This is a genomic window from Streptococcus equi subsp. zooepidemicus (assembly GCF_015689395.1).
GTDB classification, from domain to species: Bacteria; Bacillota; Bacilli; order Lactobacillales; family Streptococcaceae; genus Streptococcus; species Streptococcus equi.
In genome coordinates this window covers 1-23,712 of the sequence record NZ_CP065054.1, presented here as the reverse complement: position 1 = coordinate 23,712, position 23,712 = coordinate 1, and the positions used below count along the sequence as shown (strand labels likewise).

The following is a 23,712-nucleotide window of genomic DNA, read 5'->3' as shown; positions in this document are numbered from 1 at the left end:
TATGCCGAGGACCGGAATCGAACCGGTACGATGTTAACCATCGCAGGATTTTAAGTCCTGTGCGTCTGCCAGTTCCGCCACCCCGGCTCCCCAAAAGCGAACGACGGGATTCGAACCCGCGACCCCCACCTTGGCAAGGTGGTGTTCTACCACTGAACTACGTTCGCAACTCTATCAATGCCGGCTACATGACTTGAACACGCGACCCTCTGATTACAAATCAGATGCTCTACCAACTGAGCTAAGCCGGCCTATCTTATGCGGGTTAAGGGACTTGAACCCCCACGCCGTTAAGCGCCAGATCCTAAATCTGGTGCGTCTGCCAATTCCGCCAAACCCGCCTTTATGACCCGTACTGGGCTCGAACCAGTGACCCTTTGATTAAAAGTCAAATGCTCTACCAACTGAGCTAACGAGTCCTACGGTCCCGACGGGAATCGAACCCGCGATCTTCGCCGTGACAGGGCGACGTGATAACCGCTACACTACGGGACCTATTCATAACTTATGGGAGTTAACGGGATCGAACCGCTGACCCTCTGCTTGTAAGGCAGATGCTCTCCCAGCTGAGCTAAACTCCCCCAAGTGGATCTAAGCTAAGCAACTTCCGTATCTCACAGGGGGCAACCCCCAACTACTTCAGGCGTTCTAGGGCTTAACTACTGTGTTCGGCATGGGTACAGGTGTATCTCCTAGGCTATCGTCACTTAACTTACGAGTCTTCTCCACTCAAAATTGAATAACTATAGTCTAACAAGAATTCCTTAAGCTGTCAATAGCGACTGGTTTCATCTTTTGGATAAGTCCTCGAGCTATTAGTATTAGTCCGCTCCATGTGTCACCACACGTCCACTCCTAACCTATCTACCTGATCGTCTCTCAGGGCTCTTACTAACTTAACGTTATGGGAAATCTCATCTTGAGGGGGGCTTCGCACTTAGATGCTTTCAGCGCTTATCCCTTCCCTACATAGCTACCCAGCTATGCCTCTGGCGAGACAACTGGTACACCAGCGGTAAGTCCACTCTGGTCCTCTCGTACTAGGAGCAGTTCCTCTCAAATTTCCTACGCCCGCGACGGATAGGGACCGAACTGTCTCACGACGTTCTGAACCCAGCTCGCGTGCCGCTTTAATGGGCGAACAGCCCAACCCTTGGGACCGACTACAGCCCCAGGATGCGACGAGCCGACATCGAGGTGCCAAACCTCCCCGTCGATGTGAACTCTTGGGGGAGATAAGCCTGTTATCCCCAGGGTAGCTTTTATCCGTTGAGCGATGGCCCTTCCATACGGTACCACCGGATCACTAAGCCCGACTTTCGTCCCTGCTCGAGGTGTTGCTCTCGCAGTCAAGCTCCCTTATACCTTTACACTCTGCGATTGATTTCCAACCAATCTGAGGGAACCTTTGGGCGCCTCCGTTACATTTTAGGAGGCGACCGCCCCAGTCAAACTGCCCGTCAGACACTGTCTCCCTAGACGATTAGCCTAGTGGGTTAGAGTAGCCATAACACAAGGGTAGTATCCCAACAACGCCTCCATCGAAACTGGCGTCCCGACTTCTATGGCTCCTACCTATCCTGTACATGTGGTACAGATACTCAATATCAAACTGCAGTAAAGCTCCATGGGGTCTTTCCGTCCTGTCGCGGGTAACCTGCATCTTCACAGGTACTAAAATTTCACCGAGTCTCTCGTTGAGACAGTGCCCAAATCATTACGCCTTTCGTGCGGGTCGGAACTTACCCGACAAGGAATTTCGCTACCTTAGGACCGTTATAGTTACGGCCGCCGTTTACTGGGGCTTCAATTCATACCTTCGCTTGCGCTAAGCACTCCTCTTAACCTTCCAGCACCGGGCAGGCGTCACCCCCTATACATCATCTTGCGATTTAGCAGAGAGCTGTGTTTTTGATAAACAGTTGCTTGGGCCTATTCACTGCGGCTGACTTGCAGTCAGCGCCCCTTCTCCCGAAGTTACGGGGCCATTTTGCCGAGTTCCTTAACGAGAGTTCTCTCGATCACCTGAGGCTACTCGCCTCGACTACCTGTGTCGGTTTGCGGTACGGGTAGAGTATACGTATCGCTAGAAGCTTTTCTTGGCAGTGTGACGTCTCTAACTTCGCTACTTAACTTCGCTCCCCTTCACAGCTCAATGTTATAGATGTAAGCATTTGACTCACATCACACCTCACTGCTTAGCCGGACTCTTCCAGTCGTCCGGTTTAGTTAGCCTACTGCGTCCCTCCATCACTATATACTCTAGTACAGGAATATCAACCTGTTGTCCATCGGATACACCCTTCGGTCTCTCCTTAGGTCCCGACTAACCCAGGGCGGACGAGCCTTCCCCTGGAATCCTTAGTCTTACGGTGGACAGGATTCTCACCTGTCTTTCGCTACTCATACCGGCATTCTCACTTCTATGCGTTCCAGCACTCTTCACAGTATACCTTCATCACACATAGAACGCTCTCCTACCATTACCTTAACGGTAATCCACAGCTTCGGTAAACTGTTTTAGCCCCGGTACATTTTCGGCGCAGGGTCACTCGACTAGTGAGCTATTACGCACTCTTTGAATGAATAGCTGCTTCTAAGCTAACATCCTAGTTGTCTGTGCAACCCCACATCCTTTTCCACTTAACAGTTATTTGGGGACCTTAGCTGGTGGTCTGGGCTGTTTCCCTTTCGACTACGGATCTTAGCACTCGCAGTCTGACTGCCGATCATATCTCATTGGCATTCGGAGTTTATCTGAGATTGGTAATCCGGGATGGACCCCTCACCCAAACAGTGCTCTACCTCCAAGAGACTTTATATCGACGCTAGCCCTAAAGCTATTTCGGAGAGAACCAGCTATCTCCAAGTTCGTTTGGAATTTCTCCGCTACCCACAAGTCATCCAAGCACTTTTCAACGTGCCCTGGTTCGGTCCTCCAGTGCGTCTTACCGCACCTTCAACCTGCTCATGGGTAGGTCACATGGTTTCGGGTCTACGTCCACGTACTTGCGCCCTATTAAGACTCGGTTTCCCTTCGGCTCCGTCTCTTCAACTTAACCTCGCACGTAAACGTAACTCGCCGGTTCATTCTACAAAAGGCACGCTCTCACCCATTAACGGGCTCGAACTTCTTGTAGGCACACGGTTTCAGGTTCTCTTTCACTCCCCTCCCGGGGTGCTTTTCACCTTTCCCTCACGGTACTGGTTCACTATCGGTCACTAGTGAGTATTTAGGGTTGGGAGATGGTCCTCCCAGATTCCGACGAGATTCCTCGTGTCTCGCCGTACTCAGGATACTGCTAGGGTTAAAGACTATTTCGAATACGAGGCTGTTACTCTCTGTGGCGACCCTTCCCAAGGCCTTCTTCTATAATCTTGTCGTCCCACAACGCAGTCCTACAACCCCGAAGAGTAAACTCTTCGGTTTGCCCTCCTGCCTTTTCGCTCGCCGCTACTCAGGCAATCGCGTTTGCTTTCTCTTCCTGCAGCTACTTAGATGTTTCAGTTCACTGCGTCTTCCTTCTCATAACCTTAACAGTTATGGATACTAGCCATTAGCTAGTGGGTTCCCCCATTCGGACATCTCTGGATCTTTGCTTACTTACAGCTCCCCAAAGCATTTCGTCGTTTGTCACGTCCTTCTTCGGCTTCTAGTGCCAAGGCATCCACCGTGCGCCCTTATTAACTTAACCTTATTTTTTCTTAAACTCGTTATCACAGCGTTTCGGTTTATTTCTTGTTACTTTCTTACAATCTTTTTTGATTGCGGAATGTGATATAGTTATTCAATTTTCAATGGACAAGATTAAGATACTAAGACCGTCCCAACTTGTTGGGCATTTTTGTAGAAAAATAGGAAATCGACGATGTGTGCTTTACACACGAGGAGATTTATCTTTTTTCCTAAAAAATGAGGTCGTGTTCAATTACTTGAACGATATCTTATATATCTTAGAATACAGAAAATTAGGTAACCCAAACATTTCTTTGTATCCTAGATAATGGAGCCTAGCGGGATCGAACCGCTGACCTCCTGCGTGCAAAGCAGGCGCTCTCCCAGCTGAGCTAAGGCCCCACAAGACCTCTCAAAACTAAATAAGACTTCCAAACATGCTTCCATTTTTCCTTAGAAAGGAGGTGATCCAGCCGCACCTTCCGATACGGCTACCTTGTTACGACTTCACCCCAATCATCTATCCCACCTTAGGCGGCTGGCTCCTTAACGGTTACCTCACCGACTTCGGGTGTTACAAACTCTCGTGGTGTGACGGGCGGTGTGTACAAGGCCCGGGAACGTATTCACCGCGGCGTGCTGATCCGCGATTACTAGCGATTCCGACTTCATGTAGGCGAGTTGCAGCCTACAATCCGAACTGAGATTGGCTTTCAGAGATTAGCTTGCCGTCACCGGCTTGCGACTCGTTGTACCAACCATTGTAGCACGTGTGTAGCCCAGGTCATAAGGGGCATGATGATTTGACGTCATCCCCACCTTCCTCCGGTTTATTACCGGCAGTCTCGCTAGAGTGCCCAACTTAATGATGGCAACTAACAATAAGGGTTGCGCTCGTTGCGGGACTTAACCCAACATCTCACGACACGAGCTGACGACAACCATGCACCACCTGTCTCCAATGTACCGAAGTAACTTCTTATCTCTAAGAATAGCATCGGGATGTCAAGACCTGGTAAGGTTCTTCGCGTTGCTTCGAATTAAACCACATGCTCCACCGCTTGTGCGGGCCCCCGTCAATTCCTTTGAGTTTCAACCTTGCGGTCGTACTCCCCAGGCGGAGTGCTTAATGCGTTAGCTACGGCACTAAGCCCCGGAAAGGGCCTAACACCTAGCACTCAGCGTTTACGGCGTGGACTACCAGGGTATCTAATCCTGTTTGCTCCCCACGCTTTCGAGCCTCAGCGTCAGTTACAGACCAGAGAGCCGCTTTCGCCACCGGTGTTCCTCCATATATCTACGCATTTCACCGCTACACATGGAATTCCACTCTCCCCTTCTGCACTCAAGTTTAACAGTTTCCAAAGCATACAATGGTTAAGCCACTGCCTTTAACTTCAGACTTATTAAACCGCCTGCGCTCGCTTTACGCCCAATAAATCCGGACAACGCTCGGGACCTACGTATTACCGCGGCTGCTGGCACGTAGTTAGCCGTCCCTTTCTGGTTAGTTACCGTCAAATGATGGACTTTCCACTCCCATCACTGTTCTTCTCTAACAACAGAGCTTTACGATCCGAAAACCTTCTTCACTCACGCGGCGTTGCTCGGTCAGGGTTCCCCCCATTGCCGAAGATTCCCTACTGCTGCCTCCCGTAGGAGTCTGGGCCGTGTCTCAGTCCCAGTGTGGCCGTTCACCCTCTCAGGTCGGCTATGTATCGTCGCCTTGGTAGGCCTTTACCCTACCAACTAGCTAATACAACGCAGGTCCATCTCATAGTGAAGCGTTTGCTTCTTTCAAGCCAATGACATGGGTCATTGGCTTTTATGCGGTATTAGCTATCGTTTCCAATAGTTATCCCCCGCTATCAGGTAGGTTACCTACGCGTTACTCACCCGTTCGCAACTCATCAGTCCAGTGCAAGCACCTGACCTCTGCGTTCTACTTGCATGTATTAGGCACGCCGCCAGCGTTCGTCCTGAGCCAGGATCAAACTCTCTTTAATTTAGTTTGAGCTCTTAACTCGACGTCATTACTGACTTGTTTCTTTATTGACAGGTTACTTCCGTAACCCGCACGTTTGGTCGTCTTATTCAGTTCTCAAAGGTCTTTGTCTTACGAGACAACTATTACATTCTATCAGCTTAGGCTACCTTTGTCAACTACTTTTTTTACCTTTTTTCATTAACGAGCTAGTGCTCGCCGACAGCTTCATTAGTATACGATATCTTACCGACACTTGTCAACTAGTTTTGAACTTTTATTTTCTTCTTTCTTGGGAATGGGTATAGCCATAGCATGTATAGACTAAAATGCCAAGTACAGTGCTGATACCAAAAGCAATCCACGTAAATACCATGTACTGACTCATAAAGGTTACACAGATAATAATAGCTAAAATTGGCAAAAGAGGCACAAAAGGAGTTTTAAATTCTCCACTTTGAGGCTCTCCAGCGTTTTTCCTTAGCTTAATGATAGCAAAGGACATAATAACAAGATAGGCAAGAGTACAGATATTGACAAACTCAGCAAGACTAGCTAGGGGGAATATTCCTGCACAAATCATAGATAATACACCAACAACTAAGGTTGCATTTTTAGGAATTCTTGTTTTTTCTGTGATTTGACAAAGGGCTCTTGGTAAAAGTCCATCTCTGCTGATACTGTAAACCGTTCTTGCTAAGGCATAGGTCATTGAAATACAAACTGTAATTAGGGTTAAAATTGCAACAACTGAGACATAATCTGCTGCCCAACGCAATCCAATGCTTCTTAGAGCAAAGGCAACTGCATCAGGTACATCTAATTTTGTATAGTGAACAATCCCAGTTAAAACCATTGTAACAATAACATATAAGATCGTTACAATCGTTAAGGATAATACAATACCTCTTGGAATTGTTTTTTGTGGTTCTTTGACCTCATCCACTGTCATGGAAATAGACTCAAAGCCCAAGAAAGCAAAAAACATGACTGATGCTCCAGCAAAAATACCTGACTTACCACCATAAATTTGGCCAAAGCCATAAGGCGCAAAAGGTGACCAGTTAGCTGTATCAATAAAAAATAAGCCTACAATGATAAATAAAGCTAGGGCTGAAAATTTTAACAGAACTAAAAAGCTATTGAATCGCAATGCTGCCTTTGAGTTCATCAATACAATTGCGGTAACTAGGAGCATTACCAATACTGGAAGTAAGTCTATATAGGTTCCTTTTTGAGGATCAAAGGTACCATTTAAAGCAGTGGGCAATTGTAAGCCATAATTAGCCAGCAAGCCTTTTAAATAGCTTCCCCAGCCAACAGCTACACTTGAAATTGCTGTTAAAAATTCCATGATAATATACCAGCCAACAATCCAAGCTGGAAATTCACCTAATGTCGCATAAACATAGCTATAAGCCCCACCATTTGCTGGAATTCGTGAAGCAAATTCAGCATAAAAGAGGGCTAGAATACTAATCGCAATAGCAGAAAGGATAATAGAAATGGTCAATGCCGGCCCTGCGTAGTTAGCTGCTCCTATGCCTGTAATAGTGAAAATACCTGTTCCTACCATTGATCCTAAGCCCAAAAAAATCAAATCCAGCATTTTTAAGTGCCTATTCATCTCAGTTTTATTAATAGCTTGTCTTTTTTTACGAAAGATTGTCATCTTGTCACTTTCTAGTCTTAAAATGGTTCTACTTAGTTTATCATAGTTCCTGACAATTGTAAATTTCACTAAAACGACCCCAATATAGCTTAAAACCTATTAAAAAATGAGCCAGGAACGAAGCCTAACTCATCTTAGGTAATGACAACAACTAAGCATTATTCGTTAGCTTCTGTCATTTTATCTTTGATTTCATCATAGGACAAGGCATGCACTTCTGCTTCATCATTTTCTGGATCATGTGGCATTTTTCCAGTCTCGTAAATGGACTTAATTTGAGCAGCATCCAACGTCTCATACTTAAGAAGTGCTTCAGCAATCAGCTTGTGAGTTTCACGATGATCATTAATAATGTCAGCAGCCTTGTTACGAGCTTCGTTTAATAACTCACGAACCTCATCATCAATCATTTGGGCTGTTTGAGCAGAATAGGATTTTTCAGGTGACAATTGCCCTGGCATCATAGCATGATTGCCTTCATATTGGACTGGTCCTAGCTTTTCACTCATACCATACTCTGTGACCATAGCCCTGGCCATTTGAGTAGCCTGTTCAAAGTCATTTGAAGCACCTGTGGTTTGAGCGTTGAAAATAATCTCTTCTGCAACACGACCACCCATAAGACCTGCAAGCTGCTCCTTCAGATCATCCTTAGATAAAAGCATTTGATCTTCTTTTGGAAGCGCAATCATATAGCCGCCTGCTCGGCCTCGAGGCACAATTGTTACCTTGTGTACAACACGAGCATTAGATAAAACTAAACCAACAATAGTGTGACCTGCTTCATGGTAGGCCACCATTTCGCGCTCTCTCTGTGAAATGCTACGATCCTTCTTAGAAGGTCCTGCAATAACACGATCCTCTGCCTCATCAATATCACTAGCGTCAATTTTAGCTTTATTCCGACGCGCTGCAACAAGAGCAGCTTCATTAAGGACATTTTCAAGGTCCGCACCGACAAAGCCTGGAGTTTGTTGAGCAACAACCTTTAGATTGACATCTTCGGCAAGCGGCTTATTTTTAGCGTGAACACGCAATATCGCCTCACGCCCCTTAACATCTGGTCGACCAACAAGCACCTTACGGTCAAAGCGACCTGGTCTTAACAAGGCTGGATCTAAAACATCACTACGGTTGGTTGCAGCAATGACAATGATGCTTTCATTACCTTCAAAGCCATCCATCTCAATAAGAAGCTGATTAAGGGTTTGCTCACGCTCATCGTTACCACCGCCCATGCCGGCACCACGACGACGACCAACAGCGTCAATTTCGTCAATGAAAATAATCGCTCGCTCAGCCTTTTTAGCATCTTCAAATAAAGAACGCACACGACTGGCACCAACACCAACAAACATCTCAACAAAATCTGAGCCTGAAATGCTAAAGAATGGTACTCCCGCCTCTCCAGCAACAGCCTTTGCAAGCAATGTTTTACCTGTTCCTGGAGGTCCCTCCAAAAGAACACCAGCAGGAATGCGCGCACCAAGTACCTTGTATTTCTTAGGATTCTTTAGAAAATCAACAACCTCTACCAGTTCTTGTTTTTCTTCCTCAGCACCAGCCACATCTGTAAATCTAACCTTTACATCACCTTTTGCTTGTGATCTAGCCTTATTTTTACCAAAACTCATGGCACCACGAGCACCACCACCGCCTTGATTCATGATCATCATCATGAAGGCTGCAAAAATCACAATCGGCAGAAAGCTCATAAGAAAGGTAATCCAAGCCCCACTTGAGCTTTCTTGTTTTACAGTAATTTCTGTTCCATTTTTATCTGCGACAGAAGTCATTTCCTTTAACACAGAATCAGACGGTAAAATGAAGGCTGTAAATTCGGTTACCTCAGTGGCTGCACTATTACCTAAAAATGACAAGCCTGTGTCAATAGACACCTTTTGAGGTTTTTCGTATTTTCCTTTGACCTCAACAATGCTGCCACTAGGCTGATAGCTAAGTGATTTTATATCACCTGCCTTCAAGTGCTTAATTAATTTTGAATAGCTAATTTGCTGGCTTTGTGTACTAGTTCCTCTTAAATAATATTGAAACCCTGCTACAACAATAACAATCATCAATATGTATATAAAAGAATTTTTAACAAACCCATTATTTTTATTATTTTTCATACAACAATAATTGACCTTCTCCTATTTTGAATAGACTTCCTCTTTTAAAACACCGACATAAGGGAGATTTCTGTAATTTTCTGCATAATCCAATCCGAAGCCCACAATAAATTCATTAGGAACATTGTAGCATACATAATCTGCTTCAATGTCTACCACACGACCCTCTGGCTTGTCAAATAGTGTGATAATCTTAACGGAATTAGCCTTACGATATTTGAACATGTCACGCAAATATTTGAGTGTTCGACCAGTATCAATAATATCTTCAACAAAGATGACATCTCTTCCCTCAATATTGGTGTCAACGTCTTTTAAGATTTTAACCTCTCCACTGCTAGTTGTTCCACCATTATAGCTAGAAACAACCATAAAATCAATTTCAACGTGAGTGTCAATGTGCTTCATGAGCTCAGCCATGAATGGAACAGAGCCCTTTAAGACACCGACCATCAATGGATTTTTACCATGATAATCCTTCGTCAACTGCTCACCAAGCTCTTTGGTCCTTTGAATAATGTCATTTTCAGAATAAAGAATTTTTTGAATATCTTGCTCAAGCATACTGTCACCTTTTTTCTAATTTATCAATATACAGTTTAGCCAACATTATATCATGTTTAGATGCTTTTCTCAAATATGTTTCATCGCCAACCAGCACAAAAATAATAACTCCGGCCTGTTCTCCTACGATGGCATTTTGACGCTGCTCGTTTGTAAACTTTCCGTCGATAAATAATCGTCTTAATTTTTTTGAAAATTCACCAAGAAAAAGCCGATCTCCTGCTTGCCTGTGACGCAAGGTAACTGGTGATAAGCCATATAGAGGAATAGCTATATCATGTCCTTTATCAGTCAAATCACCTGAAAAAGCAAATCGATACCCCCTATAGTCTAAAGGATCACCGTATGATACCATTTTTGATTCTCGATTTAAATCAGTCTTTGGAATGATTTTTTTAATAACAAAAGACTCTTTTTCAATGAGGAGACAATAAGTATTTTTAATTGGGTAAATCCCCTGCTTTTGCCGTCTGATAATGTGTAAAAGATCATCAAATTGTGATTTTTTAATAGCTAGCTGCGGAAACGTTTCTAAATAATGCTGAAGCAAAAAAAACTGAACAGCAGCTGATTGAGCTAAAAAACAATCTAATCGATGAAATGCAAGTCCTTGTGTTAAATCATCAAAGGCCTGAAGCAGCAGGCGACTTTCCGCAGATAAAGCAATCAAAGATTGAGTAGCCTGAGGATTTTCTCTTTTGAAATCTGGCAGGTAATGATGACGAACACGATTGCGAAAATAAGCCATGCTGTCATTAGAATGATCTTCAAAATGAAAGGGATTAGGCAACTCTTCTTTTGATACCGTTAAAAACGGTCGTATCAACTGACCAGTAGCAAAGGGCTGAACCTCTCTGATACCAGCTAAATGACGCAATCGACTGCCACGAATCAGCCTCATCAAAATAGTTTCAGCCTGATCATCAGCATGATGTGCTGTGACTAAGGCCGAATAATGCTCCTGCTGCATGATCTCTTCAAAAAAATGATAGCGAAAATGACGCGCAGCATTCTCAGAAAAAGCGCCCTGAAAATAAGCAACATAGATAGGAATAGCATGCTTTTTAGCCCAAGACCTCAAATAAGCCTCTTCGTCATCTGATTCTGGTCTTTGCTTGTGATTGACATGCGCAATGCCAATCCGAATTTGCAATTCTGCTTGAAAAGCATGCAAAAAGTGCAGTAAATTCATCGAATCTACTCCACCAGATACAGCTATCAAAACAGCCTGATGAGCGTCAAAATAGGCCTTCTTTTTTATGATATTATAAATATGTTGATAAGTCATTTTAAAATCGAATAAACATCGTCAGCAATTGCTGTGATGTCGTCATAGGAAGCCTTATCTGTAAAAACGGATAAGATAAAGGGATTATCACCATAAACAATAGCAACATCATGCTTGTAATCGTAGGCGTCTCCAATCTTGTGAGCCACTGGCACAGAAATATTTTTTGAAATGCGCTGATCATCAAATGCTGTCTGTGACAAATAAGAAATAATCTGACCATTTTGATAATAGATAGCTTCCATGAGATTTGCTGCTGCATGAGAAGAAAGCAAGCGCTTTTCCATATCCCAATCTACTCCAGCTAACGCCCTAATCTCTGATTGAAAGGCTTGATTATATTGATTACATAGGTAGTAGCCTAAGATATTAGTAGCAACATTGTCAGACTGCTGAGCCACAGCCTTTAAAAGCTCCATCACATTATAGTCCTTTTTGTCAGCTATTTTACTAATTTTACCACTGCCGGTTGGATCGTAATCACCATAAAAATGATTGACCTCATCAATGTATTTTAAGCTCTTACCTTCAGATAAGCTACCTGACTTCAGTTTTTTTTGAACACTGTACAGGGTTGCTAATTTGGAAATACTTGCCGCATACATCTGTTTATCAGCATTGATACCTGCACTGGCCTGCGTGTTAAGCTGCTTTACAAAAATAGAATAATTCTCTTTATTATATTTTTGCAATAGCATTTCCTGAACCTTCAACATGCGATTATCGGTAGGTGACAACTCCTTTTGATTAACCCAGCCCTTATGATCAATGAAATAATAGCTCCCATGCTCTGTTTGAGCCATCTTACTAGCATGAACCTTTCTGCCAGGCTCACTATCTGATGCAATTGGCTGAACCCCTAAAACATAGGGCTCAGCATACATGGTCATCTTTTTTTGAGTCCAAAAATCCAAATCCACAGCTGTCTGCTCAAACATAATATCCTCGTAAACAATCTGACGACTAGCTTCAAGGTAAGTGTCATCTGCCAGTCTAAAGACAGGAATAGCTGCCTTGTTTAGCAAAACATCCTTGATAACAATTCTATTGTCTGGTGCGATCATCGTCTTTGGCACACTCAATTCGGGATCCCTATAAGCAACTGTCTCCTCAAAAACATTGGGATTAGTCGGAATCCGACTATAATAAAGAGTAGAGCTAACAATATCCTGACTTAAATGGTATCGTGTTGCTTCAGAAAACACTGGAATTTTTTCTGTACTAATGACCTTCAAAGGAGTCACGAAAAATGTCATTAACATAGCTGCTAATAATTTTTTCACAATGGCTCCTTCCTATTTTACTTCTGTGTGATGATGGTCTTTCTTCAGCTTTTGATTTTCCTTTTCTAGCTCTGCTAATTTGTCATCAGAAAAGGCAAGAAATGTTTCAATTTTTTCGACAATATTATCCATAGTCAATTACTATTTTGGTAATAATCCAGGAGTTGGATAAATAACCTCTCCTTCTCTTGATAAGTAATATTTAGCCCTAGCATACTTTTTGACAAAATCATCATTTTTTAGCTGCTCAGCTAACTGTTTTTCAGACTTAGTCTTTTTTTCTAACTCACGATACTCTTTTTCCAATGTAATAATCTGCTGACCTTGTTTTTTCAGTGAAACATAACCCTTGACCAAGTTATAGGTTGGCAGAATAAACAAGAACATCATACTAACCAAGATCCAACCCATAAAACGGTTCCGTTTTTGAATTTCCTCTTCCTCAAACCGTTTTTTGATATTTTCTTCGTTGATATAATGGTTATTCAACTGGACGATACTAGGCTTCTTCATCGCTCTTTATCCTTGTTTCGCTGATAATATCATACATTTTAACAGCATCTTCTTTTTTCGTGCTGTCCTTCATGTCAAGCACACGAACAGTCAGCAACTTATTGCCAAATCTGATTTCAACCTGATCATTTTGTTTTAAATCAGTTGAGCTTTTCGCAAGGATACCATTAACCTTAATACGTCCCTTATCTGCAACCTCTTTGGCCACTGATCGACGCTTAATCAATCTTGATACCTTTAAATATTTATCTAATCTCATATCTTTTGCCTCACAATCCCTTTCATTCTATCATTTTTCTTTGACAAATGGTAGAAAAGACCACAATTTCTTCTTAAAGACATCTAGCTTTTTGCAAGCTATTAAAAAAGAGGATAAACCAACAGCAGATGACACCAAAAGACTAATCAGCGCACCAAGCCGACCTGATAATGGCAAACAATATTGACTTGTAAGCACACACATGAGCATGATCACTAAAGCAAGCCCATATTTAGCATTCACTATCGCTTTAAAATCAATATCAGCCAGCACAGTATATAGGAGTAAAACGACCAGCAAGGGGATTAGAGTTGATAAGGAGCTTCCAACAATAGCGTAATAGTAAGTTAATATAGGTGTTAAGCCTAATTTTAATAAAAAGCCAAACAGCAAAATAAGCAAAGACTGCTTGATGTGATCCTCAATGAAGCATTTTTGATGAAAGAATTGAATCATACTTGACACTGCTATAATCATCAGGTAAATCACTAAGGCCATCCAGCCCTTATTGTCCTCAAATAAGGCTCGATTCATCAGATGGAGAATACTAATAAAGCCAACAGTCAACGTCAGGCTAAAATAAAAGATAAACTCAAAGAAACATTGACTCTGCTCTTTATAGATCCCCCTTTCAACATGAAATAAGGCTGTTAAATTCGGTAAATAGGCTGTAAATAAGGCTGTCGAAAAAATGAGACCAAATTGCAGCAAGGGCTGTCCCCTATCGTAAACACCCTTAGTCATTTCAGCTGTTAGCTCTGATAAGCCTGAATTAACCAAAGTATTTTTCACCAAAAGAGAATCTACTAATTGAAAAACAAGCAGGTAAACTGAAAAAAGTAAAAAAACTAAGGTCGGCAAGCCCAGACTTGTTAAATCTCTAATAGCAATCGTATCTCCTGAGAAAAAGCTTTTTAACGAATAAGTGCTATAGCGCTTCAGATAAGCTAAAATAACCAAGCTCGCTACTAAATTTCCAAAAGCAGCAACATTTGCTGTTAAATAAACCGTCCAACCAAGCACCCTGTAGCACAGTGCAGCAACAATGATTATAGCAACTCTTATGATCTGCTCAAGAACCTGACTCAGAGCTGTAGGAGCCATATTCATATCAGCCTGGGCCAAGCCTCTGTAAAAGGATATAAAGGGTACTGTTAACAAAACCATTGCTGTTATGACAATTGATGGTGCCAGCTGCTGTGCTCCCATCCAGCTAGCCAATGCCTTATGACTCAGCACCAATATTCCTGACAATAAGAAGCTGGTACAGCATTGCAACTTAAATAGAGCTGCTAGCTGTAGCTGCTTTTTTTTCTGGGCCATACTGGCAATCACATTGGGTAAAGCAGTTAGACCTAAAGCTGAAATAATACCTAGCAAAGGATAGATTTGTTGGTAAGCATAAAAGCCCCTATCCCCTACCAAATTTTGATAAGGGATACGGTAACTGGCTGCTAATAATTTTGACATAAAACCACTAATAACAATCAGAAGACTTGATTGCTTAGTTTTATGAGGAAGCTTTTCTAGATTTAATCTCACCAAGTGTCTCTCCAAAAAGTATCAATTCTTCTAAAATGACATGGTCTTTCTGATGTCTAACATCAAAGATAATTTCAATTTTACCCTGATGCTCACTAATCCTTGCTTTTAAGCTTGTTTTTGACAGAGCCTCAAAATAATCCTGTGTCAAATAGTATTGAAGCGAAGCAACCTCAAACCTAACCATAACCTGATGGTCCCTCTTCTCAACTAATTCAGCAAAGGCTGTATCCAAATAGTATTTCAACAAGCCGATCTCCAGTAAATAGGCTACCTGATCAGGATAATCACCAAAACGATCCATGATTTCATCTTGCAAATCAGAATAAGCTGCTCTAGAGTCAATCTCACGAATGCGCTTATAAATATCAATTTTTTGACGCTCGTCTTTGATATAATCACTAGGTAAATAAGCATCAATATGGAGATTAATCTCTGCATTGCCTTTTTGTCGCGTCAACGCTCTTCCCTGCTTACTTGCAATAGCCTGCTCTAGCAGCTGAGAATACATGTCAAAGCCAACTGAGTCAATAAAACCACTTTGCGAAGCACCCAATATATTTCCTGCTCCCCGAATAGATAAATCTCGCATAGCAATTTTAAAGCCAGACCCCAGCTCTGTAAAGCCCTTAATAGCTTCCAATCTTTTTTCGGAAACCTCTGTTAATACCTTATCAGGCTTATACATGAGATAAGCATAGGCAATACGGTTGCTCCTTCCAACACGACCTCGAAGCTGATACAAGGTTGATAGTCCCATATGATCAGCATTTTCAATAAACAAGGTATTGACATTAGAAATATCAACCCCTGTTTCAATAATAGTTGTTGCAACTAAGACATCATACTCACCATTGATAAAATCCATCAAGGTATTCTCAAGCTGAATGTCACTCATTTGACCATGAACAAAGCCAACAGAAGCCTCTGGAACCAATTCTTGCAGCTCTGCCATCTTCTTGTCAATGGTGTCAACCTTATTGTAAACATAAAAGACTTGACCACCACGATCCATTTCTCGAATAATAGCTTCCCTAATCAAGCCAGGATTGTTTTCTAAAACATAGGTCTGAACAGGATAACGATTCGTAGGAGGCGTCTCAATCACTGATAAATCCCGAATACCAAGCATAGACATATGCAGGGTACGAGGAATAGGTGTTGCAGTCAGTGTAAGGACATCAACCTTGGTCTTTAATTCCTTTAGGGTTTCTTTATGCTTAACACCAAAACGCTGCTCTTCATCAATGACAATCAAGCCTAAATCTGAAAAAATCACATCCTTTGACAGCAACCTATGAGTCCCAATAATAATGTCAACCTGTCCCTTTTTTAGTCTTTCTAGACTTTCAGCTTGCTCCTTTTTACTGCGAAAGCGGCTTAAGACAGCAATTTCAACTGGATAGTTTTCAAATCTTTCCTTAAAATTCTCATAATGCTGCTGTGCCAAAACAGTTGTTGGCACTAGGATAGCTACCTGCTTATGGTCACCAACAGCCTTAAAAGCAGCTCTCATAGCCACCTCGGTCTTACCAAAGCCAACATCACCAACTAGTAAACGGTCCATAGGCTTGATACTTTCCATATCCTTTTTAACCTCTTTTATGGACCTAACTTGATCATCAGTCTCAACAAAGGCAAAATCCTCCTCAAATGCTCTTTGTAACTCATCATCTGGAGAAAACTGAAATCCTTTTTGCTGACTACGCTCTGCATAAAGCTTCAACAGGTCATCTGCAATATCCTCAACCTGCTTTTTAACCCTCTGCTTTGCTTTTTGAAAACGACCATCGTTTAATTTATTAATCTTTGGCTCTTTACCATCTGCTGACACATATTTCGATAAGCTTTCAAGCTGCTCAACAGGCAAAGAAATTCGATCTGACTGCTGATACTGAATGGTGACATAATCTCGATGTATTCCTTGTATATTAATCGTTTCAATGCCTAAAAAACGACCAATCCCATGCACACTGTGGACCACATAATCACCCTTAGACAATTCATTGTAATCCTTTAAGCGCTCAGCATTACTCATATTGGTGCGACGAGCACGACGCTTCAGCCTTTTATGATATATCTCATGCTCAGTGATTAAAACTAATTTTTCATCAGCAAAGTAAAACCCACCTGCTAGGTGACCAATAATGATCTGTGCTTGACGTAATACTATTGCATCAGCAGAAACAAGGGGCAATTGACATTGATAAGTCTCAAGGGATTTTGCCAACCGTTCATAGGCCTGATGAGATTCAACCTGTAAAAGAACAGTTGCTCCTGATTTTTGATACCGCTTAATCTCATCAATGAGTAATGGAAATTGATTGAAAAACTCCTGCATGGCATACTGTGTCAAGCTGTGCATTTTATCAAATTTAATATTACCAAGCCCCTTGTGAAAATTTGAAAAGAAGGTGGCAGGCTTATAGTGTCGCAGCTCACGATAATTGTCAGCAAAATAATGGAGAAATGGAAGTGACTTTCCTTGTTGTAAATCATCTGTCAACAAATGAGCAAGCTCTAAATCAAATGTAGCATTTTTGTCAACTAACTTTTGGAAATCATCAAAAAATACTGGTGTTCCCTTAGGAAGGTAATCTAAAATTGTCCATTCATTATCATAAAACAGTGATTGAAATTTACGAATATCCTTATGCTTCAAGCCTTCTTTTATTACGGCGAGCAGCTCCTCCAGATAGCCTTTATGTTCTGCCTTAGCAAGCTGAAGCTGTTTTTCAAGATTATGGATAGCCCTATCAAAATCCTCCGGCTCAAAAATCACATCACTTGCAGGCCTGATACTGGTGCTGTCCTTCCTTTGGAGAGATTTTTGACTTTCCACATCAAAGCTCCGAATACCATCAATCTCATCACCAAAAAATTCGATGCGAACAGGCAAGTCCTGTGTTACCTCGTAAACATCTAAAATATCGCCTCGTCTGCTAAATTCACCAGGATTAACAACCTGAGCTACCCTTTGATAACCAATCTTGACAAGCTTCTTGACAATCTTGTCAAGATCAGTGTCAATCCCTACTGCTAAGTCAATCTGACCCTGCTGAAAAGTCTTAGGACTTGGAAGTAGGACTCTGAGTCCTGCTAAGCTTATGACCAATATTCCTCTTGCTTCTGGATTTGATAAAAAAGCCAGTGCTTCTATTCTAGAGATTGTTTTATCCATAGACGAAAAAATAAACTCAGCTGCAGCAGTATCATCTGCAAAAAATTGAAAAATAGAGTCCTCATCAAGCAAGGCTGACAGATCACTAGCTAATTTTTCCATGTCATTTTGAGTTGACGTCACCACGACCAGCTTCCCTTGAAAGCTAAGATAGGCTGAGGCAATAGTTGCGGCTTTACTTGAGCCTGACAACCCCATAACTAATTGCCGTTTTAAGCTTGTAACATCACTTTGCCAGGTCTGGATTGACTTGTTTTGACTAAATAATTCTAAAATATTCATAACTACCCATTAAATTGCTGCATTGTTTTCTCAATGCTTTTTTCCTGTAAATAATAGTTGATTGCTTTGTCAACCTTATCAAGTGCTACATTGATTGTTATCATATCATCTGTATCAAATTTTCCTAGAACATGATTAATAACACTCATTCCATGACTTGGTCTTCCAATACCAATTTTAACCCTGTCAAATTCCTGTGTACCGATATGAGCAATAATGGATTTTATACCATTATGCCCCCCTGCAGAGCCTTTTTGACGTAAGCGAATTTTACCAACTGCCATATCTAAATCATCATAGATAACCATTAAATCTTTAGTTGAAATATTATAATAGGTCAATAAAGCCCTAACAGCAAGACCACTATTATTCATAAAGGTAGTCGGCTTAACAAAATAAACCTTTTCTTGATTAATAAAAGCACTCCCAACAAGAGCCTTGAAGGCTTTATCTTCTGTAAAGCTAATGTCAAGATCTTTGACAAGTCTGTCAACTGCCATAAAACCAACATTATGCTTTGTTTGCTGATATTTTGAGCCTGGATTTCCTAAGCCTACTATCATTTTTACCATACTAATACACCAGAGAAATGAGGTATGATAGCAGCCTGCTATCATTATTAAAGCTTTATCAGCTTCTTCCCCCACTATTTTTTGTCCTTTCTAAGCTTTTGATAGGCACCAAAAGGGCTGGAATACTATCCCAACCCTAGAACACGATATTGTTATCACTAAACGTTGAATCTAAACTCCATAATATCGCCATCCTGAACGATATATTCCTTTCCTTCCTCACGCAGACGACCTACCTCTTTAACAGCTTTTTCTGAGCCATACTTAATCAAATCATCATAGCTCATCGTCACCGCACGAATAAAACCGCGCTCAAAATCTGAGTGAATGATACCAGCCGCTTGCGGTGCCTTAATGCCGCGCTTGAAAGTCCATGCACGCACTTCCTTTTCACCAGCTGTAAAGTAGGTCCCAAGTCCAAGCAAATGATAGGCTGCACGTGTCAGCTTGTCAACACCAGATTCTGTCAGACCGATAGCCTCTAAAAATTCACTCCTGTCTTCATCATCTAGCTCTGAAATCTCTTCTTCTGCACGAGCTGAAATCACAACAACCTCTGCGTTTTCAGTTGCTGCAAAGTCACGAATCTGCTTCACATAATCAATAGCGTCTGGAGTTGCTACCTTATCCTCATCAACATTTGCCACATAAAGCACTGGCTTAGTCGTTAATAAAAATAACTGCCTAACAATTTTTTGCTCATCATCTGTAAAGCTAATGGTACGAGCAGACCTGCCTTCTTCAAGCACTGGCTTAATTTTTTCAAGGACAGCAAATTCTGCTACAGAATCCTTATCCTTTTGTGTACGAGCCATTTTTTCGACACGCGCATAGCGTTTATTGATTGATTCTAAGTCAGCCAAGATTAATTCAAGATTAATCGTATCAATATCTGCCAAAGGATCCACAAAGGCATCCTCACGCCCCTGCTCACGCATGACATTTTCATCATCAAAGGCACGAACCACATGAACAATAGCATCAACCTCGCGGATATTAGCCAAGAACTTATTTCCAAGTCCCTCTCCTCTTGAAGCCCCCTTTACAATACCTGCGATATCTGTAAACTCAAAGGTTGTAGGTACTGTTTTTTTAGGCGTGATAAGCTCTGTCAACTTCTGTAAACGCTCATCTGGAACCTCTACCATACCAACATTAGGATCAATTGTAGCAAAAGGATAATTAGCAGCCTCTGCCCCTGCTTTTGTAATTGCGTTAAATAAGGTTGATTTCCCAACGTTTGGCAAACCAACGATGCCTGCTGTTAAAGCCATATTTTTTTCGGTCTCCGTTATATTTTTTCAATCCTTATCATTATAGCAAAAAAAAGAAGAAAAAGCTTGCCTAGTAATGATCTTTAACTAAAATGGATCACAATAAGATACACACCCAACAAGACAATCGGAACCAATAACAGCATGAGAAGATCACCTTTACTCATTGGCCGTTTAGATTCCTCAGTTAAAAATTCCCATACGTTCATTGGCTTTTCAGTTTTCTTGGTAACCTTGATTGCAGACTCTTTTCCGGTCACCAATTCATTTAAAGTCACCTCTAAAACAGCTGCCAATGTAACTAAATTTTCCAAATCTGGTGTCGCATCTCCATTTTCCCACTTTGAAATAGCCTGACGGGAGATGAAAAGCTTCTCAGCTAAGGTGTCCTGCGACAACTGCTTTTCAAGCCGATACTTCTTTAATTGTTCTGCGAATTTAGTCATCACTAATGACCGCCTTTCCTTTTTGATACCTTTACAATAACTCTTTTTTAAAAGGCAAGCTAGCAATTTTTGACGCAATAATTGGTTGCGAAGACAGTTAAAAACCTTATGACAATAGAGCTTCTATGGTTGCAAGACCCTCTTCATCTTACGCTCAAAATCATGACGACTTAGCATGATAACATGATTACAGTTAGTGCATTGCAGCTTAATATCTGCTCCTACTCTTGTGATTTTCCATTGATTTGCCTTTTTTCCTGTTTCTTTGATTACACAGGCATGGGGCTTTTTCATTTCAATTAAGGATCCAACTTGATACATCACTTTACCACTCACTCATCTCTTATACTTATTATTTATCATAACAAAAAAAGCTCCTAAAAGGGAGCATTTTTCGCTTAGTTTGTACGAACTGGTGTGATTAATTGGATAAAGCTCTCTTCATCATCTCCCGGTGTTAAGGTGAAAGGACGAACAGGCGATAGGAAGTGAATCTTAACCGTCTCACTTTTAATGGCTTTTAAGGCTTCAATCAAATAGGTTGGGTTAAAGCTAATAGTTAAATCACTCCCTGCTTGACTCACCACGTCCAGATCCTCGTTAACCTTACCAACCTCTGGAGAGTTAACATGAGCTGAAATACGGTTTGCTTCAATTTCAAGCTTCACTGTACCATTTTGCGTAGCGTTTGAAATTAAGAAGGCACGCTCCATAGCATGTCGTAAGGATTGTGTGTTAAAAACAGCCTCTGTCTCAAAATCCTTCATCAGCAAACGGTCAGTATCAGGATAATTACCTTCTAATAGACGGGTGTAAAAAGAAATGTAGTCGCTTCTAAATAGCATTTGACTAGCAGAAAAGAACACTTCAACAGTTTCGATATCATCTGTAAAGACAGCTGAAAATTCTCTCAAGGATTTACTTGGAATGACCACATCAAAATCGGCTGAGGTTTTATCCAAAGTAATCAAACGTTGACTCATACGATGTGAATCTGTTGCTACCGCTTTGAAGTCCTTATGTTGACTTAAGGTAATGTGTACACCTGTCAAAATAGGACGACTTTCCTGCATACTAGCAGCAAAGGCTGTCTCAGCAATGATAGATTTTAAGAGTCTTGTATTTAAAATTAATGGATTTTCAGTTGATACCTCTTGAAGACGTGGGTATTGAGAAATATCCTTCCCCTTTAAGGTGATTTCAGATTTCCCACTGGTTAGCACCACCTGATGCTGTTCAATTTCCTTAAATTCTAAGCTAACATCTGGAAGACTTGAGATAATATTGATAAAAAAGCTGGCTTCTAAAAGAACAGCCCCTGTTGAGGTTATCAACAAGCCTGCGTTTTCATTGCTAACAGGAATGGTATTTTCAATAGAGATTTGACCGTTAGAGCCAGTCAGGGTAATGTCTGATGGATTAACCTCAATCTTGATGGTTGATAAGATCGGTATAGCATTTTTACTGCTGATAGCCCTTTTAGTGGCTGTTAAAGCTTGAATGAAAAGGGCTCTATTGATAGAAAATTGAATCATGGTAACTCCTTTGTTATATAAGTATTATAGCTAGTAGTAGTAGTAGGTCTTGTTAAAATAGTGGATAAGTCTCCTTGTACCAGTCGTTACTAGTTAAAACGCTTGTGCACAAGCTGTGGATAAATTTTCCTTTTTGCTAAAGGTTATCCACATTGCTTATTTGATTTTGTTCTTGATGGTTTCAATTTCAATTCTGAGGCTTTCGTCTTGTCCAATCATGTTTTTTATTTTGTTATAAGCATGAAGCACAGTTGAATGATCACGTCCTCCAAATTCTTTACCGATTTTTGGTAGACTATTATCTGTCATCTCACGAGCTAAAAACATAGCAACCTGTCTAGCAAGCACGATATCCTGTGTGCGTTTGGTCGCCTTGATTTCCTTAACCGTAACCCCATAGAATTTTCCAACCTGAGCTTGGATTTCCTCAATTGGAATGACAGTCATCTTAGGACCGTCTTGTTTTCTAGCTCGAATAGCTTCTGCTGCTATATCTACTGTAATCGTATCAATTTGCTTAAAATTGGCCACAAGACTAATATCCTTCAAAGCTCCCTCTAAGTCTCTGACATTAGAGTCAAACTGGCCGGCTAAATATTCGATGGTGTCCTGTGGAAAAACGAAATTATATTCTTGAATTTTATTGGTCAAAATAGCAACACGTGTTTCAAAATCAGGCGGTGTAATATTAACCGTTAGTCCCCACTTAAATCGAGTCACTAGGCGATCTTCTAGGTCATTGAGGTGATCAGGGGTTCGGTCACTTGTTAAAACAATTTGCTTGTTATTGTTATGTAGAGCATTGAAGGTGTTAAAGAACTCCTCTTGTGTACCAGACAAGGTTTTTTTAGCTAGGGATTGAATGTCATCAATTAGGAGGAGATCAAGATTGCGAAATTTCTCCTTTAGCTCGTCCATAGTATCTAGACGAATATGAACAACAAATTCATTAATAAAATTTTCAGCCGTAATGTATTTAATCCTAGCATTTGGATTTTCCAGTAAAACTGAATTTCCAATAGCATTTAAAAGATGGGTCTTACCAAGACCTGGACCTCCCCAGATAAATAAAGGATTATAGGTTGTTCCTGGTGTATTAGCTACCGCTATTGATGCAGCAACAGCCCACCTATTTTCATCACCTTGGATAAAGTTGTCAAAGCTGTATTTAGGGTTTAAATCGGACTGTACTGTTGGGAATTGCTGAAAGGCTTGTTCAGTATATCCTTGCTGTCCCTGATGCTGTTGCTCAATCATCAAGTCATCCTCATAGACATAGTCTACAGCAATTTGAGCATTGTAAACTTCAAATCCTGCTGTTAGGATAACGTCTTTGAGATTTTTTTCCCAAAACAATTCCTTCATCTGATCCAAAAAAATTGTTGCGACATGATTGTCTACCTTGATCAAACGAGCATCATGAACAAAAAATTCATAAGTTGCCTGCTTTAACTGGCTTTGAGCTAGCTCTAAGACCCTATTCCAAAAAATTTGTTCATTTTCAGTCAT

16 protein-coding genes, 8 tRNA genes and 3 rRNA genes are annotated in these 23,712 nt (G+C 41.2%); all 27 read right to left on the bottom strand.

Annotation, left to right across the window (positions count from 1 at the left end; genetic code table 11):
- Nucleotides 1-2: 2 nt before the first annotated feature.
- Nucleotides 3-87, bottom strand: a tRNA-Leu gene (locus tag I2432_RS00130).
- A gap of 8 nt (nt 88-95) precedes the next feature.
- A tRNA-Gly gene (locus I2432_RS00125) sits at nt 96-167 on the bottom strand.
- 11 nt (nt 168-178) lie between these two features.
- Nucleotides 179-251, bottom strand: a tRNA-Thr gene (locus I2432_RS00120).
- An 8-nt stretch (nt 252-259) separates the two neighbouring features.
- Nucleotides 260-341 (bottom strand) — tRNA-Leu (locus I2432_RS00115).
- A gap of 5 nt (nt 342-346) precedes the next feature.
- Nucleotides 347-419 (bottom strand) — tRNA-Lys (locus I2432_RS00110).
- A 3-nt stretch (nt 420-422) separates the two neighbouring features.
- Nucleotides 423-495, bottom strand: a tRNA-Asp gene (locus I2432_RS00105).
- Between the two features lie 13 nt (nt 496-508).
- A tRNA-Val gene (locus I2432_RS00100) sits at nt 509-581 on the bottom strand.
- A gap of 14 nt (nt 582-595) precedes the next feature.
- A 5S ribosomal RNA gene (rrf, locus tag I2432_RS00095) occupies nt 596-711 on the bottom strand.
- Between the two features lie 84 nt (nt 712-795).
- Nucleotides 796-3,695, bottom strand: a 23S ribosomal RNA gene (locus I2432_RS00090).
- 310 nt (nt 3,696-4,005) lie between these two features.
- A tRNA-Ala gene (locus I2432_RS00085) sits at nt 4,006-4,078 on the bottom strand.
- 55 nt (nt 4,079-4,133) lie between these two features.
- Nucleotides 4,134-5,682, bottom strand: a 16S ribosomal RNA gene (locus I2432_RS00080).
- The 16S, 23S and 5S rRNA genes sit together here with 8 tRNA genes alongside, the layout of an rRNA operon.
- 255 nt (nt 5,683-5,937) lie before the next feature.
- The gene (locus I2432_RS00075; RefSeq protein ID WP_165627774.1) at nt 5,938-7,332 is read right to left on the bottom strand and encodes an APC family permease; all 1,395 of its coding nucleotides are present in this window, start codon (nt 7,330-7,332) and stop codon (nt 5,938-5,940) included.
- A gap of 158 nt (nt 7,333-7,490) precedes the next feature.
- A complete protein-coding gene (ftsH, locus tag I2432_RS00070; protein ID WP_206158858.1) occupies nt 7,491-9,464 on the bottom strand; it encodes an ATP-dependent zinc metalloprotease FtsH in 1,974 nt (657 codons plus the stop codon).
- A 21-nt stretch (nt 9,465-9,485) separates the two neighbouring features.
- Nucleotides 9,486-10,028, bottom strand: coding sequence for a hypoxanthine phosphoribosyltransferase (gene hpt, locus I2432_RS00065; RefSeq protein WP_012514693.1), 543 nt, complete (start codon nt 10,026-10,028; stop codon nt 9,486-9,488).
- Nucleotides 10,029-10,032: 4 nt separating this feature from the next.
- Entirely contained in the window at nt 10,033-11,316 is a 1,284-nt protein-coding gene (gene tilS, locus I2432_RS00060) for a tRNA lysidine(34) synthetase TilS (RefSeq protein WP_206158857.1), read from the bottom strand.
- Complete coding sequence (locus tag I2432_RS00055) at nt 11,313-12,599, bottom strand: serine hydrolase (RefSeq protein ID WP_206158856.1); 1,287 nt, start codon at nt 12,597-12,599, stop codon at nt 11,313-11,315. The genes tilS and I2432_RS00055 overlap by 4 nt, the downstream gene beginning before the upstream one ends.
- 12 nt (nt 12,600-12,611) lie before the next feature.
- Entirely contained in the window at nt 12,612-12,731 is a 120-nt protein-coding gene (locus I2432_RS10380) for an SP_0009 family protein (protein ID WP_012677182.1), read from the bottom strand.
- 9 nt (nt 12,732-12,740) lie between these two features.
- Nucleotides 12,741-13,112, bottom strand: a complete 372-nt coding sequence (locus tag I2432_RS00050; RefSeq protein ID WP_012677181.1) for an FtsB family cell division protein — start codon at nt 13,110-13,112, stop codon at nt 12,741-12,743.
- The gene (locus I2432_RS00045; protein ID WP_043053535.1) at nt 13,099-13,371 is read right to left on the bottom strand and encodes an RNA-binding S4 domain-containing protein; all 273 of its coding nucleotides are present in this window, start codon (nt 13,369-13,371) and stop codon (nt 13,099-13,101) included. The genes I2432_RS00050 and I2432_RS00045 overlap by 14 nt, the downstream gene beginning before the upstream one ends.
- Nucleotides 13,372-13,401: 30 nt before the next feature.
- Complete coding sequence (locus I2432_RS00040; protein ID WP_115251456.1) at nt 13,402-14,913, bottom strand: oligosaccharide flippase family protein; 1,512 nt, start codon at nt 14,911-14,913, stop codon at nt 13,402-13,404.
- Nucleotides 14,882-18,376 (bottom strand): transcription-repair coupling factor, encoded by a 3,495-nt coding sequence (mfd, locus tag I2432_RS00035; RefSeq protein WP_206158855.1) that lies wholly within the window; start codon nt 18,374-18,376, stop codon nt 14,882-14,884. Before mfd ends, I2432_RS00040 begins: the two co-directional genes overlap by 32 nt.
- Nucleotides 18,377-18,378: 2 nt before the next feature.
- Nucleotides 18,379-18,948, bottom strand: coding sequence for an aminoacyl-tRNA hydrolase (pth, locus tag I2432_RS00030; RefSeq protein WP_043031693.1), 570 nt, complete (start codon nt 18,946-18,948; stop codon nt 18,379-18,381).
- A gap of 158 nt (nt 18,949-19,106) precedes the next feature.
- Nucleotides 19,107-20,222: a redox-regulated ATPase YchF gene (ychF, locus tag I2432_RS00025; protein WP_206158854.1), complete on the bottom strand. Its 1,116-nt coding sequence runs from the start codon at nt 20,220-20,222 to the stop codon at nt 19,107-19,109.
- Between the two features lie 83 nt (nt 20,223-20,305).
- Nucleotides 20,306-20,668, bottom strand: a complete 363-nt coding sequence (locus I2432_RS00020) for a helix-turn-helix domain-containing protein (RefSeq protein ID WP_172453717.1) — start codon at nt 20,666-20,668, stop codon at nt 20,306-20,308.
- 123 nt (nt 20,669-20,791) lie between these two features.
- Entirely contained in the window at nt 20,792-20,989 is a 198-nt protein-coding gene (locus I2432_RS00015) for a DUF951 domain-containing protein (RefSeq protein ID WP_012514683.1), read from the bottom strand.
- 77 nt (nt 20,990-21,066) lie between these two features.
- Nucleotides 21,067-22,203 carry a DNA polymerase III subunit beta gene (dnaN, locus tag I2432_RS00010; RefSeq protein ID WP_012677175.1) on the bottom strand — a complete coding sequence of 379 codons (1,137 nt, stop codon included), beginning with the start codon at nt 22,201-22,203 and terminating at the stop codon, nt 21,067-21,069.
- A 156-nt stretch (nt 22,204-22,359) separates the two neighbouring features.
- Nucleotides 22,360-23,712 (bottom strand): chromosomal replication initiator protein DnaA, encoded by a 1,353-nt coding sequence (gene dnaA / locus I2432_RS00005; protein WP_206158853.1) that lies wholly within the window; start codon nt 23,710-23,712, stop codon nt 22,360-22,362.

Bases quoted from the DNA above. Each gene is read 5' to 3' on its own strand.
- I2432_RS00075 (WP_165627774.1), bottom strand. From the start codon at position 7,332: ATGACAATCTTTCGTAAAAAAAGACAAGCTATTAATAAAACTGAGATG.
- ftsH (WP_206158858.1), bottom strand. From the start codon at position 9,464: ATGAAAAATAATAAAAATAATGGGTTTGTTAAAAATTCTTTTATATAC.
- hpt (WP_012514693.1), bottom strand. From the start codon at position 10,028: ATGCTTGAGCAAGATATTCAAAAAATTCTTTATTCTGAAAATGACATT.
- tilS (WP_206158857.1), bottom strand. From the start codon at position 11,316: ATGACTTATCAACATATTTATAATATCATAAAAAAGAAGGCCTATTTT.
- I2432_RS10380 (WP_012677182.1), bottom strand. From the start codon at position 12,731: ATGGATAATATTGTCGAAAAAATTGAAACATTTCTTGCCTTTTCTGAT.
- I2432_RS00050 (WP_012677181.1), bottom strand. From the start codon at position 13,112: ATGAAGAAGCCTAGTATCGTCCAGTTGAATAACCATTATATCAACGAA.
- I2432_RS00045 (WP_043053535.1), bottom strand. From the start codon at position 13,371: ATGAGATTAGATAAATATTTAAAGGTATCAAGATTGATTAAGCGTCGA.
- mfd (WP_206158855.1), bottom strand. From the start codon at position 18,376: ATGAATATTTTAGAATTATTTAGTCAAAACAAGTCAATCCAGACCTGG.
- pth (WP_043031693.1), bottom strand. From the start codon at position 18,948: ATGGTAAAAATGATAGTAGGCTTAGGAAATCCAGGCTCAAAATATCAG.
- ychF (WP_206158854.1), bottom strand. From the start codon at position 20,222: ATGGCTTTAACAGCAGGCATCGTTGGTTTGCCAAACGTTGGGAAATCA.
- I2432_RS00020 (WP_172453717.1), bottom strand. From the start codon at position 20,668: ATGACTAAATTCGCAGAACAATTAAAGAAGTATCGGCTTGAAAAGCAG.
- I2432_RS00015 (WP_012514683.1), bottom strand. From the start codon at position 20,989: ATGTATCAAGTTGGATCCTTAATTGAAATGAAAAAGCCCCATGCCTGT.
- dnaN (WP_012677175.1), bottom strand. From the start codon at position 22,203: ATGATTCAATTTTCTATCAATAGAGCCCTTTTCATTCAAGCTTTAACA.
- dnaA (WP_206158853.1), bottom strand. From the start codon at position 23,712: ATGACTGAAAATGAACAAATTTTTTGGAATAGGGTCTTAGAGCTAGCT.